The following is a 16,707-nucleotide window of genomic DNA, read 5'->3' as shown; positions in this document are numbered from 1 at the left end:
GCCCCTATATATATAGGGGCGTTAAACCAGTTAAACTAAACCAGCTTCCTCGGCAGCTAAATCGGGAGAATCGGCTGAGGGGAGATTAAGCGTGTAGGTTGTTCCATTAACCAACACCCATCCTGCATCTTTATAATAAGTCATGAACTCCTTTGCCTTGTTGTCTCCGAATTTATGGCCGAAATATTCGGCGGCTGCTTTAATCCGGTGACAGGTTACGCCGTATTTTCCTGGCATCACATCAGCAAACGCCCGCCGTAAAATAACCTCATGCGTAACGGCGGGTAACTGGCTGGGTGTGATGGTGCGTTGTTCTTTTGGCGGCTCATCAGCTTTTGTTTCCTTTCGGCTGGCGGTTCGTTGATCGGCTTGCCACTCCTCCACCAAGAACGGAATCCCTTGTTCATTAACGGAAAAGGCGAACGGCTCAAAGTCTTTATCCCGACAATATTCCGGGGCTACAATAGATATCTCTTTGTTATCTCGGTCTTTAGTGACGGTAATGACCGTTTCCGCCTTGTTGTTTAATTCTGATCCGATATGCCCCCGTGCGTTTCCATCAGTTTTATTTAGATGAAGGACGACCATTGCATGAATATTTAATTCAGTCGTCCATTTCAGCAGGCAGGTTATGATTTTATTACTTTGCTTTGCATCTAAAATCGGGTCGTCCTGCAAATCTCGGACTCCATCTATGACGGCCAGACCCACACCTGGTGTGTGATTCAACGCGTAATCAATCAGGGCCAGACGTTCGTCTGGAGAATAAGCGCGTAACGAATAGACGACCAAATTAGGCGGCTCTGCTACACCGGCAAGGGCACAAATCCTCTGGACAACTCTAAGTACATGGTATCGGCTCTGCTCGGTATCAAAAAGTAATACGGTTCGCTGTTTGGGGGGCAACCTACCTGTGATCCGATTCAAAATCAGTTTACAGGCTACCGCTGCCGCTACCGCGAAAGAAACCGCAAAGGTCTTTTTCGCTTTTGCCTTGCCCATCACGGCGGAGATATTGCCCAGCGTACCGACGATACTTTGCTGATCCTCCACGCCGATAGACAGACAAACCGGGGGCTGCGGTATATGATCTGTAGGCAGAACCATTGCTGCCGCTAACAGAGCACTATAGTCTATTCCGATGGCAGCCTTCGTTTTCTCTTCCGGCTGCTGTTGTCGTTCGGATTGATTTGGTTTCTCTTCTCTCTCTTCAAAAGTAGTGTGAGCACTATTCGCCTTTTCCTCATCGGTCATATCGAAAAGTGGCGGGGTAAACCCTTTTGCAGCGTCCGAATTAACAAATGCTCGAATTGCCTCTTCTGGGGTTTTATACCGCCGTAGCATTCCGTCGTCAGTTTTAGTTGCCTCGGCGTTTTTGTCAACGTACCAAATCCAGGGCTTTTTGTGTTGGGCTTTGGTATCAACCCAAACCCCCCCAAGGGGGTCAATGAATCGAGCCGGAATATTCGTATCTTTGTTCTGGGGATTACTCATATTGTCGGTGATTTAAGGGCGTTCGGGGGAACGCCTTTTTATTTGTTGAGGGTGTGCAGAAAATCGCGAAGTTCGCCAATGGTACAGGCAATGTGTAGCGGTGAGTTTCGCTCTTCTGGTACTTCGGCGGCAGACTTACCAGGCTTTGGTACGACGACTCGAACCGTCGATTTACCCACATCGGCACGAAACATAGTACCGTAAGCGGTGTAATCAATGAGCCAGATTTGACCAACTTCCCGAATGGCTAAAGCAACATCATGAAGTATCATGCCCGCTTTCCTCCATTCTCCTTTCGGAGTGTCGGGACAAACGGTAAATTGGCTTCGTCAATGGGTGTGCGATTACCTTCCGCTAACCAACCCAACAATTGTAAGCGATTGAAAGTAAGCCGATTACCACGCTTCGCGTGAGGTATAGCTCGCTTTGATACAAGCGTATAAATACGGGCGGCACTTAGACGGGTAACTTGCCGGGCCAACTCGATACCGCCTACCTGATCATGAATTTGTTGGCTGTTACCTTGTTGCCGTAGTTCCTGCAAGAGCTGTTCGATTGCAGTTAGTCGGCGGTCAATCAGCTCATAAGGATTTATGTAGGTCATTGCCGTTTAGCGTTTGATTTCGCTGGCAATGTTCGGGAGGGACATGTGGTGGAACTGGTTGCAACCGGTTAGCTATCTTAAATTATTGGCTATTGCGTCTTTTAACTCTTTCTCCGCCATTACTTTAGCTTCCCCTGCCAGTAAAGGCAAGACGGCTTTAATATCCTTGACGCGGTTTTTTCCTTTAGCCGTTCTAAGCAGTTTAGAAGTCAACTCTTTGTAAATTGTTTCCAATCGTTGGCCACTATTTTGTCCGTATTTTTGGGCTATCTCACCGGCATTATTTCGAGTAATCGGCTGCCCCGTATAATGGTATAAAATCGCTATTTGAGGATGTGACAACTTAAAAGGCTCATCGTTAGTCGCTAATGTTGAGGTAGGCAGGGTAGAAGTAGGCTGTAGTTTTTTGCTGCAATAATTTACGATTTCTAATCCAATGCTAAGCACCACACTCGCCCCCTCCACAGCGGCTATATAAAAGTTGGTTACGTGATCATCTTCATCAGACGCCTTGTATAATTCACTAACAGACTCATCATATTTCTCCTTAAGTGGCTGGTAACTATTAAAGAAACTGGATAATTCACTTAGATAAACGCTTATGCGTTGCGGATTGCTGTCAGAATCGAACACCCGTGTCCTAACCTCTTTTTCAAATCCGTCTAACATCCATTGATAAGCCTCTCGTACTGCATTCGGAGAATGTTTGGGATGATATTTTGCGTACCAACTTAGAGCCGCTTCATGTTTCGGCATGATTATTCCAGCATCCCCAGGATAATTTTCTATATAGACATTTTTACCCCTTATGACGGAATCTTCAATAATAGAGAAATAGCGAATGTTATCGGTTGGAATAGGCATATCAAAGTAGCGCATCAAATGCGGCATCTACAGTTTCGCTGGCGAATGAATCTAAATAAATGTTGGTAACAGCTTCGGTCTTGTGGCCCAAAGAAGCTGAAATTACGCCCATAGCGACGCCCGCCCGTCGTAAACTGGTAGCGAATGAGTGCCGGGCTACGTAGGTAGTTAGGGGCATATCTATCCCGGCCCGATTGCCAATCAATTTAAGATCAGCATTCACCTGTCCTAATATCTTTTTAAGCCGGTTGGTAATAGATTTCGGGGTAAGATGAATCTTGGTATTAAGTACAGGAAAAATGTAGCTATCAGGGCTGGTATGAGTGAAAGGCCGGTATTGCTCAATAATCCCAACAACCGGGGCCAATAACCGAACGGAGAACTTACCGCCTGTTTTTTGTCGAACGTAAGTAAGACGCTTATTACCGTCTGCATCCGTGCTAAGATTATGCCAACGAAGTTGTACCAGGTCAACAAAGTTTATACCGCCTAAGTAGAAACTGAATAGAAACACATTCTTTGCCAGTTGTAATCCTTCGATTTCGGCGGCGTTCTTTACGCCCGCCCATTGTCCGATGGCCGTGCCTACTGGCACGAACGTTTCAACTTTACGAACGTCGTCCCGGTTTATAGCTCTCTTTTGGGTTGTAGTGTTAAATTTGCTTACACTGAATTTATGTTTATCGCTTATTGTGCGGGCAAAGGGATAGGTCGTCAGGCTGGCGGCTCCTTCTGAAATAGCTTTGTTGAGTACCGCCCGCAACGTTCTGAACCGATTGTGTAACGTAGTATCAGCGTTACCCTTCTCTCTCATATAGACTTCAAAATCATTACAAAACTTTACGGTAACGGCAGAAAATGGCACGTCGTCTGTGTTACTGTATTCAGTTCTGATGAAGTCGGCAAGTTGATTTTTTAATGATTGATAAATCAGCATATTGCCTAACTGACTGGCTCTTTTCATACCCGCCGTTAGTTCATCAGTATAAGCAAGTAGTTTTGTGCGTCTGGCTTGCTTACGGCCCTCATTGGCTTCGTTGGCCACGGCCTTTGCGTCGTGTACCTCATCGGCAATGGCCAATTTTTCGGCTGAATCGCTAAACTTTCGTTCCCATCCTTCTAAAGATGTGATGAGGTTATTACGGTTAGGTTCGGGGTATGATTTCCGAATAGCTTCACGATAGCCAGTATATTTGTCATTCCAATATTTTGGAAATAGGCTTAATCCGGTGGCAATGTATTTGCGTACCCTGTCTTTGGTAATGCGAACCATAAATGGGTGGCTACCGTCTGCCAATGTCTTAGAAGTAAAATACACAACCTTAACGGTTGCTTTGCCTTCTTTGTAATCGGTTGTCTTTGCCATAGTGTAACCCGATGTTACGATGGTGTTGTCGGGGTAGGCATGAAAATGCTGGTCGGTTTACTCTTTGGTTTACACAAATATAACAAGTAAAGCTATAACAACAATAAACGACAATAATTTAAATTTTTATATCTTACTGATATATAGATTGTTAATAAACAATGACAAGGTAAAATCAATTAGGTAGTACTGTCTGCAAGGCATGGGAGTTCGAGTCTCCCCGTGGTCACATAAAAAACTCAAAATCAAGCGCTTACAATTAATTGTAAGCGCTTGATTTTTGCGGCACATCAGCTACCGATCATTTTTTCACAGTTGCTTCCCGGAGCAAGCCATCATAAACCTTCCGGGCAGCGTCGTAGGAAGCCTGGGCGGCTGGACGTTCGGCGGCTCTGATATTTTTCTCTTTCATGGCCCAGCATTGGTCAACCGCTTTGCGGCACCAGGCAATGCTCTTCGGCTCCCGAATAGGCTTGCCGCCGATTTCAACAAAAATGGGGTTGGTGTGCGCCCCCGGATACACCCGCAACGCTACCCAACCCGACCGGGTGATTGGATACCTGAACCGCACGTCCTGGAGTTTTCCATCGGCTACAATCACGGTCGTGTCAACCGGGTAGCCGTTAACAATCAGTTCAACGGCTACCCGCCGGGACTTTTCGATTCTGGCCCGCTCAATGTGCCAGTAGGGTTGCTGGATGGGATCGCGGTTGGCAATGGCTTCGCCAAATCCATCCTGGTGCTCCGGCAAATAAGCCGATACCGTCGCCGTTATGGTCAGCGGTTGTTTCTGGACGTAGGATAGCTGACTGTCCTTCGTACCAACGACCAGGCCGTTTACCGCGAAATGCATCAGGTGTGCGTGGCCTTCCGATACATACGCCCGGCCTTTTTTAATGGCTTCCACAAAGCCGTCGTAACTCAGTTCGCCATCAGGCTGGAAATAGCTGCGGGCCAGGCCAACGCGCTCATCGAAAATGCAGGGGAAATCGGTTTCGCCACTGAGCCGGGGCCGGAATCCACTGTTCAGGCTATGATACCACATGTTGAGTTCCCAGGACGGGGGCGTATCGCCCGCGCTGTAAAAATCGACCACGTTTTGGGTCACCGTCACGACAAACTCATTGGCCCCGATACCGTCCATTTTGGGCATCACATAAAAGGGCAGCGCGTTGGTCGGCACTACCGGCTCCAGTCCCCAACCCGAATGGGCATAACCCACCGCGCCCCCCTGCGCTTTAGCCCATTTCATAATGGGCAGGGTCCAACTGGGCCAGTCCTGTATTTTTTTCGTACCGGGATAATCGTCCTCTGTCAGTCGAAGCAAAACCAAATGACCGTTGTCGCTCGATGGGAAACCCGATATTTCGACATCATTACGAAGCCGGTTTTTAGGCGTTGAAAATGGCTCGTCTTTCCCTGTAAAGAACGTTTTCTGGTGATACCAGCTTGGTCCCCACGCCAGGGACGAGCCAATATTGAGGTCTTCGCCCAGAATCTGCCGCCACATGGCTTTGGGGTTTACGCCCTCCTGGGGCATCTCGTAATGGCTGCACCCTGCCGCATGAATATGGTGATCGGCACTGTGGAAGCCTAATTTGGCGAGGTGAATCCAGCGTTTCAGGTCAAACGAGACGGCGGTGGAGTCGATACCTTCGGGAATGATGATTTGTTTGGTTTGGGTCAGGTATTCCGGCCCCCGGCTGTAGGTAACGGTGTAGTGGCCGGGCGGCAAAAACACGTGTTCGCCATCGGCCCGATACACCTGCGGGTGGAAATAAAAATCGGGGTACTCATCCGTCTCAGCCACCCGGCGCGATGGCAGTGGATAGATACCCGTCAATGTTTTTTGTTCCAGATAAGCGTTGTCGATGTTGAACTCCCGTGAATAGCCTGTCAACCGGAAATCGGCTTTGCCGGAGGGGCTGGCCGAGGTGCGCTGAATACCGTCCGAAATCACAAACGAAGCCATGGCGGGCATACCGTCGTGGTCGTTTACCTTCAGGACAACCTTCACTGCTGGCGCTATCGAGAACAGGACCGGAACAACGTTTCGGAAGCCAATATCCTGACTGCCCTGGCCAATGTTGAAGCCAATTTCGGCCTCGCGCTGCCCTTTGTCTTTGCTGTATACCTGAACAACCGCATATTCGAGCAACAACCCCGACAGGTTGGCCAGCAACGGGCGATTTTTGTAGAGTTGTAGTTCAAGAAAACGATTGGCCACCTGCCCGGCTGAAATGGACTTTTCTTTCTGGTCTTTGGGATTCCACTCATAGCGTTGAAACGGAAACTGAGCGTTCGGGCTCTCGACCTGCAACTCCGCCGTGACGTTAGCTTCGTTCTGCACTTTCACTAAAAAACTTGTCCAGCCGCTCTGCATCAGGTTCGCCGGGGCCGGACCGCGTACTACCTTCACCCGTGCTTCGGGGTTGATCGTCACCATCGCCAGACAATACGGGTCGAGGATGGACTGAATCTGGGTTACTGTTTCTGTGTTCGGTGTTTTTTGCTGGAGTCCTTTCAGGCGTTTTATGTCGGCTTCGGACAATGAACTGCCCAGAAAAGACAGGGCCTCCTGCAACCGGATCGCCTGCGCCAGCAACGGCTGGGGTTCGATGTCGGTAACGATGGGCAGGGTTAATCCCCGGCCTGTGTGTGGCGTGGTGTGGTCGGCGTGGTGTTGAGCCGTCAGGCTAACAGGCAGAAGTAACCTAATGGTAACGAGGCAGAAAAATGGTAGAAATTTCATCAGAAAGAGGTTTGGAGCATTTAGTTAAATCATAGAACGCGGATTTTTATGATAATTATGATTTAACGGGTTATCAAACAAAATCTTAATTGATCATAAACACCATAGAAATCCGCGTTCTATTTTAACAGGACTTACGCAACAACCCCTAAATCCCCTAAAGGGGACTTAATTCGAGCACGAGCAAAGCCCCCATCAGGGGGTTGGGGGGTAATTTTGCGTAAGTCCTGTTTAAAAGAAACTCGACCGGCATAGCTAATCGCTTACGCCAGGATTGTTCGGAATGGCTTTCGCCGGAAAAAAAGCGGGTTTGCCCGAAACTACTCGTATATCCTTTCTGATTCATCAGCTTATCGATGGCAGTTTGGCAGGACTTATAAACCGAATCGCCTGTTTGGTTGCCGTAGTTGAAATAGAGTTTCCGGGTGGCAGGTGGGCATGAACCAGGTGGGTGAATAAGGCGAAACAGACAACGAGGATAGCTTTCATCTCGACAGGGGTAGGCTGGCTTACTCTATTTCAAAAATAAGAGCTGTTTTAGCGGGTATTGGGAGTTTATCGACCAGCCTGATAGCTTGCTTGGTCAGTATTGATTTCGCCACTGTTTTCCCGTTCAGCATCTCCGCAAACCGCTTCGTATCCACCGCCACATCGGTCGTTTTTTTGTTCATCACCACCATCACAGTCTTGTCGGTTGTGTACCGAAAATACACATAAACCCCGTCGAAGGGCGAAAAATGTTTGACGTTCCCGGTGGCAATCACCGGGTTATTTTTTCGCCAGTTCAGCAAGTGTTTGGTGTACGTCAGCATGACTTGCTGGTCGGGCGTTAGGCCCTGCCCCGTAAACGCATTGACGGTATCGCCTGGCCAGCCACCGGGAAAGTCGGATCGGATCAGCCCATCGACTTTATGGTGACCTGTGTTTTCCATCAGGGTTTCGGTGCCATAGTAAAGTTGCGGAATGCCCCGAATGGTCAGCAAATATGTTAAGGCCATTTTCGTTAGCGCAACATCGTTGTTGAGTTGGGTAAACAGCCGGTCCATGTCGTGATTATCACCCAACACCAGCATATTGTTGGGATCGGCATAGACAAAATCGTTGGCTAACGCTTCGTACAACTTTGGTAGTCCCTTACCCCAGACTTCCGGCTCAGTCAGGGCTTGTACTAAGGCTTCCTGAATCGGAAAATCCATGATGGTGGTCAGGCAGCTTTGGTAATCATCGCGGTTTTGTTTGCCTCGCTGCCAGTATGAGGTGATTAGCGGATTGACGCTCCATTCTTCGCCTACCAGACTGAAATTCGGGTACTCGTTCATAATCTGGCAACTCCACCGGGTCAGAAACGCCTTATCCGAATATCCATACGTATCCTGCCGAACGCCACCCAACTGGAGGGTTTCAATCCACCAGAGGGTATTCTGAATCAGGTAATTCGCCATGAACTCATTCCGGGCGTTCATGTCGGGCATCGTCCGGTCGAACCAGCCGTTGGCCATCAGGTTTTGGTCGTAAGCCGATGCGTAGGCATCGTGGTTCACGGTTCGGCGGTGGTTGGTCAGGGTCAGCGTGTCAGGGTAGTTCAGCCAGTTCTTAAACGGTAAATCATTCATCCACCAGTAGCCCACGCCAATGTGGTTCAGGACCTCATCGTAAATCAGTTTCAATCCTTTCTGCTTCGCTTTGGTAGCCAGTTCTTTATAGTCGTCGAGGGTGCCAAAACGCGGGTCAACCCGGTAGTGATTCGTAATTGAATAACCATGATAGGAATAGGCGGCCATGTTGTTTTCGAGCAGGGGCGTTGGCCAGATGGCCGTATAGCCCATGTCGGCAATGTAGTCGAGGTGGTCAATGATGCCGCGTAAATCACCGCCATGACGGCCACTGTCAACACTCCGGTTGGTGGTGGCCTCATTCATACCTGCCACCACATCGTTCGTTGGGTCGCCATTGGCAAAGCGGTCGGGTACGAGCAAATAAATGACATCAGCCGGGGTAAAGCCTTTAAACTGCGTGGCACTCTGTTGACGGGCGAGTAACGAATAGTTGGCGGTGAGAACAACGGCAGCCCCTTTCCTGAACTGAATGGGGAACGTGCCGGGCCGGGCCGATTTGGCAATGATCAAATCGACAAACAGGTAATTTTTGCTGTCGGCCTTCGTGATTTTTTTTATCGTTACGCCCGGATACGAGATATGCGGGGTTGTTTCGCCGATGGCCTCCGCGTTTATTAATAACTGGAGATTTGGGTTTTTCATGCCTACCCACCAGTTGAGCGGTTCTATCCGCTGAGCAAACAGAGGGACGAAGGCCGTCAGGCACAAGAGACTAAACAGGGCTATTGTTTTCATGGTCGAAGCCGTTAAATAGGGGCATGCACTCCGGTCAACAGGAGCATAAACGCTACGAGAAAATAGCGTTTATGCCCGGATAAGGTTCAAAACAGGTTTATACCGAATCGGGATTCAACCCCCGTAAAGGTTAATTTACGCTTGTAAAAGTATCCGTATCCATACGAATAGTCGTCCCACTTTATAGCAGCACTAACTTTTCAATAATTCCTTATAATACGCTGTTAATTAATTGATTACCCCTCGTGCAAAAGCGCATCCTGAGAAAGTGGGACGTATTTGTCCGCTACTCGGCGGGTTTCTGCACCAGTTTGAAATATTCGCGGGGGGTTTGGCTGGTAATTTTTTTGAATGAACGGTTAAATGCCGACTTCGAGTTGAAGCCCACTTCATAGGCAATGCCCAGCAGGGTAAAGTGTTTGTAGTGCGGGGCTTCAGCCCGTCGTTTAAACTCCTCGATGCGGTAGGTATTGATGAAGTCGAAGAAGTTTTTCCCAAATCCATCGTTAATCACCCGCGAGAGCATATGCGGGGTCATTTTGAGCCTGGTGGCCAGTTCGCTCAGGCTTAACTGCGGGTTGGTATAGGGCTTATGCTTTAGCAGGTAGTGCTCAATTTTTTCTTTCAATGGGGGTAGACTCTCATCCTGGTCGGGAGTTACGCGAAGGGGAGTCAGAAGAGCGGCCTGGGCGGGAACCTCCAGCACATCATCGAAAATGGAGAATGTCTGCGGAGCAACCTTAAACGTTTCGGGCTGATGAATGGCAAAATACCCGACAAAGTAGGTAATGAGTGAAAATACCAGCCAGATTCCGTCAATGATGCGCTCCACAATGGGAGCGACATCTACGTTAACGACTTGCCCCAGCCCCAGCAACACAAACATAAACAGCCACAAACTCAGGCAGGCTACCTGAATTAGCAGTACCGTATTCAGATACTGTAGGTTCTGTTCATACGAATAATGCGTTTTATACTGTTCGCGGTAAAACCGGATAGCCCGCCGAAATAGTAGCCAGTAGTAGACATTCCAGCCCCAGGCCAGCACTCCCACAACCAGAAAAACAGCTTGCAACAGCCAGTCCTGACCAATTATCTTATACTGAAACGCCTGCCCATTCATCAGAAAATAAGGCAGATAAACTAAAAACAAGGCAATGGTGGGCGTGAAGTGATACAGCCAGCGCGACGAAACGCTTTTGACATTGAACAGTAATTTCTGGAGGTAGAAATAAAATAATGGCGCATACAGAAACAGCATAAAATCGGGTAAGAGTAACAACTTGGTAAACGTTTGAGCCACTTCGCGGTAGTCGCTCAACACCTGAATCAATAACACCACCGACGCCAGGGCAATAGAGCCTACTAACCAGCGATTGGCTGGGCGATTATAGTTCTGAATAGTTGGGATGGCTACAATGAGCAACAGCCCCTGAAAAGCGGAGAAGAGGAGTAACAGATCATAAAGCAGGAAAAAATGAAATGTGCCGGTCAGGTCTTCCCACCCATCAATCTTTGTCTCAACACCTTTGGTATTTACGCCCGAATTGCGAAAAATAATTCGGTTGGGGCACGCCTTACCCGTTTCCCGGCTCTCCACTGATTGCCAGGCACCCCGCGTAAACTTGTATTCAATGCGGGACAGTTCGGTGTAAATCGTTACGCGCCAGGTGCCATCGGCCGAGCGCGTTAGCTTATGAAAAGGGTCGGCGGGGTTCCAGTTGTTGAAATTCCCGGCAATGTACAGCGTAGCATCCTGGGGGGTATTATCGGGTATTTGCCGGATGATGAACTCATACCGAATCCGCTTTTCCCATCCGGCAATTCGTACCTCAACTCGGTTAGGGTCAGCTTCTTTCCGGCGGTTATAGGTACGGTCGGCCAGATTGTTGCCGGCTGCGTCGCCTTCCACCAATGTCCAGTTTCCCTGGGTGATTTTATAGGCAAATCGGGTAGGTGCTTTAGGGAGAAATAAGGTATACACACCCGCTGTATCTGGTGAAAATTTGTAGGCTGGGTCGCCAGGATTCCAGTTGTTGAGCGTGCCCGCTAAGTACAGGGGCGCGTCGGGAATCAGTAAGGGCGGGTGTTTTACGATCACGATACGTACCTGCGCCGTAGCCGCCAACGCGACCAGCCAGCACCAGAAAGTAAGTTCGCACCGATTCATAGCCTGCCTGAATTATAAATCTGTGAAAATCAGAACACTAACTGGACACGTCGATCTCCCCGCAATTTAATTTACCACCCAAACAACTACTTCATAGGGGTTTAATTCAATGGCTTGCCCACTCCGTTTAGGTTTACCCAGCAAGTTTTGGTGGCGTTTGATTCTGGTTGAGACCGTTGCTTTTTGCACCTGATCAGACAGGTTTACGACGACCAGCACCTTCTCCGTGCCATTGACTCTACGGAAGCTATAGACGTTTTTATTGTCGTTTTCAGCATTCTCGTAGCGCCCGTTTGCGAGTGCCGGGCTACGCTGCTTTATCGCAATCAGTTTTTTGTAGTAATTGAACAGCGAATTGGGGTCATTTTTTTGCTCCTCTACCGAGATGCCGTCATTAGGCTTTCCGTTCGATTGGGTCCACCACTCGCCCGTATTTTTATACCAGACCGCCATTCCATTTCCTTTGCCGGAGCGATACCACTCGAAGGCTTCACGGCGCGGAATATCGTTACCATCGGTATTGCCAAACGCGCCAAGTTTACCTTTCATCCCCAGTTCCTGCCCGTAATAAATCGACGGAATACCCCCAATAAATAACTGTAGGGCAGCCGCTACTTTTTGTTTTTGGCTATTCGTTTCCAACGTTGCAAATCGGTCCAGATCGTGATTTTCGAGAAAAACAAGCTGGTCTTTTCCGGGTGGGCGCAACCGTAAAACAGTGTCTGCTTTATGAATCAATAGCTGTTTATCGAACGACAAAATGGCTTCCTGCAAGCCAAACCCAAACATGCGGTCAACGCCTGTTTTTTCAAAATAATCGAAACCATACTCCTTCCAGTTGGCCTGTTCGGCCACAATCGCCAGGGCCGGATTTACCTGTTTCAACCGGGTAAGCAGAGGCTTCCAGAACACCTCAAAAAGATTGGTCAGGGCTGGCTTTTCGTCTAAATTATCCATCGCATGATCCAGCCGAAACCCGTCAGCGCCATCATCGAATTTCCCATCTTTGTTGGGGTCAAGGAAATAAGAAAACAAGCCGACGTTGTAGTTCAGCACTTTCTGGTTTTTCAGATTGACCGTTGTTACCTTGATTACTGACCCATCGTAGCTCCGTAGTTCCCGCAAGTTGAACACCATCGTTGCCGGTACAGTATGGGCCGCGTCGTCAAACAAAATGTAGTCGCTATAGGCTGACTGAGGGTTGCCAACGGCATCTTTCCACCACAGATGTTTGGATGTAACATACTGGGTTTCCATGTCTAAGTAAATCTTCATCCCGCGCCGGTGAACATCTTTCACGAGCGCGATATAGTCTTCCATAGTCCCAAACTCAGCATCTATTTTGGCGAAATCGTTGGCAAAATAGTTGTGGTAACAATCGGCATCGTATAGGGGTAACAATAGAATGGACGTGATTCCCAGGTCCTGCAGGTAATCTAATTTTTGGCGTAATCCGTTTAAATCACCGTGCAAATCGCCGTTGCTATCGTAAAAACTCCGTTGCGAAACATGATAAATAACTTCGCCTTTTAGGAAGTTGGGCATCCTTTTTTGGCCCCAGGCAGTAAGACTTGCTATACTGAAAATAGCAAGGAAAACACATTTTTTCATTGTGAATTTTATCAGTAATAAAGACAATTATTTATTCGTAGCAAACTTAATGGCTCCTTCGTCCCATGCTTCGGCGTTATGAATAGCCGTTATAACCTCTTCCGGCTCGTCAACGAATGTCCACATTTGCCGATGTTTTTCATGCATAAACTTTTCCGTTATACACCTGTCGAGCATCTGTTTCAACGGATCATAAAACTCATTGGTATTCAGAATAATGATCGGCTTTGTAAACTGCCCCAGCCGCTTTAGAGTAATGGCTTCCAGTAATTCTTCGAGAGTGCCACTACCGCCCGGCAGCGTTACAAGTCCGTCTATATCGGCCAGAAAACGGGTTTTCCGCTCGTGCATAGTAGTGGTAAACTCAAAGTCCGTTACCCCTTTATGCGCCCACTCAACTTCATTCATGAATTGGGGCATAATCCCTTTTATTTTGCCGCCATTGTCAATAATCGTATCGGCAAGTTTGCCCATGAGGCCAATGCCACCACCGCCATACACAACGGCTACGCCGGCGGCTACAAATGCTTTTGCCAGTCTTTCGGTGGCATCGAAATAAACGGCATCGACCAGCGCACTCGACGCGCAATACACACAAATTTTCATGGTCTGGTTTTAGTAAAGTACCGGATTTAGTTCCGTGTCGATTACGTTGCCGACTGTCGCTCCCGGACACCAGGCGTGCCAGTCGTTTTCCTGGTTTTTGTTGGTGGGCTGTTGGAGTCTCATGTTTTTGTCCATGTAGATCACCGTCATCACCTTCCGCATCTGATCGGTTACATTGGCCCCGGCCCGGTGAAAAATCCAACCCGAATGAAAACTTACCTCGCCCAGGTCGAAGGGTTCGATCACGTGCTCAAAATCAGTGACCCGTAATTTTTCGGCGATGCGCTTTTCGCTGTCGTCGCCGATCTTGAGTTCCCGCCCATCCACAATCCGGTGACTACCCGCGCCAAATTCCAGCGGGCCGAGCGGCAGGGGCGTTGCCTGCAGCGGAATCCAGGCCGTAATGGTTTTGTCGTTGCTCAGGGGCCAATAATACTGGTCGGCGTGCCAGGGTGTGATGCCGCCACCACCTTCCTTAAACAGAGCCTGATCGTGGTACATCCGCACGCCATCAACCTGCATGAGGTCGGCGGCAATTTTGGCGAGCCGCTTGCTGAACACAAACGTTTTAATATTGTCGTTTTCGCGCCAGAGGTTAAACAGTTGGAGAAAGGCTTTGCCGTAGGTGTCGCGCTCTTCGAGTTTGGTCGTAACGGTAGTTAGTTTTTCCACCTGCCTGGTAATGTGGTCGTTGTAGTAAGCAATGGTCTCGGCATCGAACACGTTTTTGAGTTTGATGAACCGATTTTTCTGGTAAAACTCAACCTGCTCCAGGCTAAGTTGGTAGGGGATGTCTAACGGGTTCATGGCGAATGAATGGGTGAAAATGATTTGTTCGACGCTCCTGCAAAATTCAACAGAAAAAGCAGACCCGTGTTTTGCCTATTTATTCAGATATTATTCGTATTTTACCAATATGATCAACATTTACGCTTAATTAAGGTAATTTAGGCAATGAAACCAGAACTCGAACGGGGGATCAGCAACCTACCCGATGCGTCTTTCAAAGCATTCCGACTCCATCAGCCCGCCTTTCGGTCGCATTGGCACTACCATCCCGAACTTGAATTAGTGTTATTTACCAAGGGTCGGGGCATGCGGTTCATTGGCGACGACATCGCGCTCTACAACGAAGGGGACCTCTTTCTGATGGGCAAGAACCTGCCCCACACGTTTGTGTCCTATGAAACCGAAGCGGCACCGATGGTCGAGGCTCTGTGTATTCAGTTTACGGGCGACCTCTTCGATTCGTTTGCCGAGTGCGCCCCGTTGCGGATTCTGTTTGAGCAGGCCAATCGGGGAATTGCTTTTCCGAATCCGGATGAGGAGGTCGCCGAAAAACTCCGGGCAACCGTATTGGCAACGGGCATAAACGGCCTTGTTACGCTTCTGGAACTTCTCGACCTGATTCGGAAAACCCCCAAGCGGGAGCCTATTTTAACGCAATCCTACCAACGTCACGCGGTACTTTCCGATACGACCACGCGCATCAGAACGGCCATCGATCACATCAATGCCCAGTATGGGCGAACGATTCCGCTCCATGAGATGGCGGCTATCTGCCATTTTTCGCCCAATGCCTTTTGCCGCTGGTTCAAACAACACATTGGCCTGACGTTTGTCGATTACCTCAATAAGGTACGGCTCACGCACGTCTGTCAGCTACTTCTTTCGACTGATCATGCCATCGGGCAGATTGCGCTGCGAACGGGTTTTGAGAATAGCAGCACGCTTAACCGACTGTTTCAACAAAAACTTGGTACCTCACCCAGTACGTATCGGGAGCGGCACGGCATCCGGTAACAGTTGCAGCACCGGCAAGGCTGCTCTCAAAGGAAAAATTACATGGGGCGCCTTTAATGCAGCAAGTCCACTGTTGGCGTGTGGTAGACTGGGGTAGGTCAATCCTCCTCCGGTTGCTAAATAGAATTTAAAAAGTTAACCAGGGCGCTCCGTTTCTCGCGCAGCATGTAGGCAACCAATACGGCATTTTTTGAAAACTCAGTTTCTTGGGGTCGTCTTTATTATAGGTTTCACTGAACGCATCGTAGGCCCGAACCAATTCTCCGTAATGCGTAATCTGATGGGTTAACGTATGCCTCGCACAGTAAAGCCCATCGCCTGATGCAGAAGAGTGCTCTTTCAGCGTGAGATACGGTTTGCTGCCGAATGAAAAATGGGGTATTGTTCTTCGACAACACTGGCCTTTACGCTATAAGCCCAGATTTCCCCCTATTTGGGTTTTAACCAGCACCGGAGCCGGAAACTGCTCTTTCTCGAGTTTGCCACCAACAAACCACTGGCAGAGGAAATTGTCGATCTCATTAACATACTGAATAACGGTCATTACTGGCCCGCCTGATTTTAGCTGGACTGTATCGCCGGGTTGTAAGTCAAATTTTTTCATGGAGGTTGTATATGTAGTTGTTAAGTTGCCGCTCATCTGATCTGTTTATGACCAGACGTTTTAGTGCTCACCAGTAGGGCAACCACAGCAAGTTACCGATTCAGAGGAGAGCAAACAAGTGGATTGATTAAGCGGGTAAAACAATAAACCCCACCAGTTATGGTAGGGTCTTTATCCTTTCGGGCTAAACTGCCTTAGCGCAACACGCTGTTTTTTTTGGTTAACTCCTTACGGACCTTATCAGCCGCAGCCAGATCCATCAGGGTTATATTAAGTTTATGTCTAAGCGTGGGCGAAGCCGACAGAATTTCGCTGGCCATTTGGATCAGGGTAGCAGCCGTAGTGGCACCGTCTGGCTTACGACGGGTCGCTCTGGCGGGCCTGGAATGAGCAGTAGAAAGGGCTGATTGAGTTATGTTTATTGACTCCATTTTGTATGTAAAATGAGTTGATTGTAGTCTACTTATAGAACAAAAAAATGG

Annotated in this window: 14 protein-coding genes; 1 reads left to right on the top strand and 13 read right to left on the bottom strand. The window is 48.6% G+C overall.

Annotated elements, in window-relative coordinates:
- Positions 1-30: 30 nt before the first annotated feature.
- From ACYVI1_RS13480 to ACYVI1_RS13430, 11 genes are all read right to left on the bottom strand, one after another.
- Positions 31-1,494, bottom strand: a complete 1,464-nt coding sequence (locus ACYVI1_RS13480) for an AAA family ATPase (protein WP_460910949.1) — start codon at positions 1,492-1,494, stop codon at positions 31-33.
- 38 nt (positions 1,495-1,532) lie between these two features.
- Positions 1,533-1,766, bottom strand: coding sequence for a hypothetical protein (locus tag ACYVI1_RS13475; RefSeq protein WP_460910947.1), 234 nt, complete (start codon positions 1,764-1,766; stop codon positions 1,533-1,535).
- Positions 1,763-2,098, bottom strand: coding sequence for a hypothetical protein (locus ACYVI1_RS13470; RefSeq protein ID WP_460910945.1), 336 nt, complete (start codon positions 2,096-2,098; stop codon positions 1,763-1,765). Before ACYVI1_RS13470 ends, ACYVI1_RS13475 begins: the two co-directional genes overlap by 4 nt.
- A gap of 72 nt (positions 2,099-2,170) precedes the next feature.
- On the bottom strand, positions 2,171-2,977 hold the full coding sequence (locus ACYVI1_RS13465) for a hypothetical protein (protein WP_460910943.1): 807 nt from the start codon (positions 2,975-2,977) through the stop codon (positions 2,171-2,173).
- Positions 2,964-4,328, bottom strand: coding sequence for a phage integrase SAM-like domain-containing protein (locus tag ACYVI1_RS13460; RefSeq protein WP_460910941.1), 1,365 nt, complete (start codon positions 4,326-4,328; stop codon positions 2,964-2,966). The genes ACYVI1_RS13465 and ACYVI1_RS13460 overlap by 14 nt, the downstream gene beginning before the upstream one ends.
- Positions 4,329-4,629: 301 nt before the next feature.
- On the bottom strand, positions 4,630-7,080 hold the full coding sequence (locus ACYVI1_RS13455; protein WP_460910939.1) for a CehA/McbA family metallohydrolase: 2,451 nt from the start codon (positions 7,078-7,080) through the stop codon (positions 4,630-4,632).
- 509 nt (positions 7,081-7,589) lie between these two features.
- Positions 7,590-9,431 carry a glycoside hydrolase family 13 protein gene (locus ACYVI1_RS13450; RefSeq protein ID WP_460910937.1) on the bottom strand — a complete coding sequence of 614 codons (1,842 nt, stop codon included), beginning with the start codon at positions 9,429-9,431 and terminating at the stop codon, positions 7,590-7,592.
- A 286-nt stretch (positions 9,432-9,717) separates the two neighbouring features.
- On the bottom strand, positions 9,718-11,601 hold the full coding sequence (locus ACYVI1_RS13445; protein ID WP_460910935.1) for a helix-turn-helix domain-containing protein: 1,884 nt from the start codon (positions 11,599-11,601) through the stop codon (positions 9,718-9,720).
- Between the two features lie 66 nt (positions 11,602-11,667).
- Positions 11,668-13,146 carry an alpha-amylase family glycosyl hydrolase gene (locus ACYVI1_RS13440; RefSeq protein ID WP_460910933.1) on the bottom strand — a complete coding sequence of 493 codons (1,479 nt, stop codon included), beginning with the start codon at positions 13,144-13,146 and terminating at the stop codon, positions 11,668-11,670.
- A 93-nt stretch (positions 13,147-13,239) separates the two neighbouring features.
- Positions 13,240-13,818, bottom strand: a complete 579-nt coding sequence (locus tag ACYVI1_RS13435; RefSeq protein WP_460910931.1) for an LOG family protein — start codon at positions 13,816-13,818, stop codon at positions 13,240-13,242.
- Between the two features lie 9 nt (positions 13,819-13,827).
- The gene (locus ACYVI1_RS13430; RefSeq protein WP_460910929.1) at positions 13,828-14,625 is read right to left on the bottom strand and encodes a phytanoyl-CoA dioxygenase family protein; all 798 of its coding nucleotides are present in this window, start codon (positions 14,623-14,625) and stop codon (positions 13,828-13,830) included.
- A gap of 147 nt (positions 14,626-14,772) precedes the next feature.
- On the opposite strand from ACYVI1_RS13430, the gene ACYVI1_RS13425 reads away from it, so the two are divergent.
- Positions 14,773-15,621 (top strand): helix-turn-helix domain-containing protein, encoded by an 849-nt coding sequence (locus ACYVI1_RS13425; RefSeq protein WP_460910927.1) that lies wholly within the window; start codon positions 14,773-14,775, stop codon positions 15,619-15,621.
- A gap of 409 nt (positions 15,622-16,030) precedes the next feature.
- Here the strand turns inward: ACYVI1_RS13425 and ACYVI1_RS13420 are convergent, their stop codons facing one another.
- Both ACYVI1_RS13420 and ACYVI1_RS13415 read right to left on the bottom strand, forming a co-directional pair.
- Positions 16,031-16,225, bottom strand: coding sequence for a YodC family protein (locus ACYVI1_RS13420; RefSeq protein ID WP_460910925.1), 195 nt, complete (start codon positions 16,223-16,225; stop codon positions 16,031-16,033).
- Positions 16,226-16,419: 194 nt separating this feature from the next.
- Positions 16,420-16,656 (bottom strand): hypothetical protein, encoded by a 237-nt coding sequence (locus ACYVI1_RS13415; RefSeq protein WP_460910923.1) that lies wholly within the window; start codon positions 16,654-16,656, stop codon positions 16,420-16,422.
- Positions 16,657-16,707: the final 51 nt, after the last annotated feature.

It is taken from the genome of Spirosoma areae (assembly GCF_054781775.1).
Note: the sequence above shows the minus strand (reverse complement) of the source record. Positions and strands in the feature narration are given on the sequence as shown.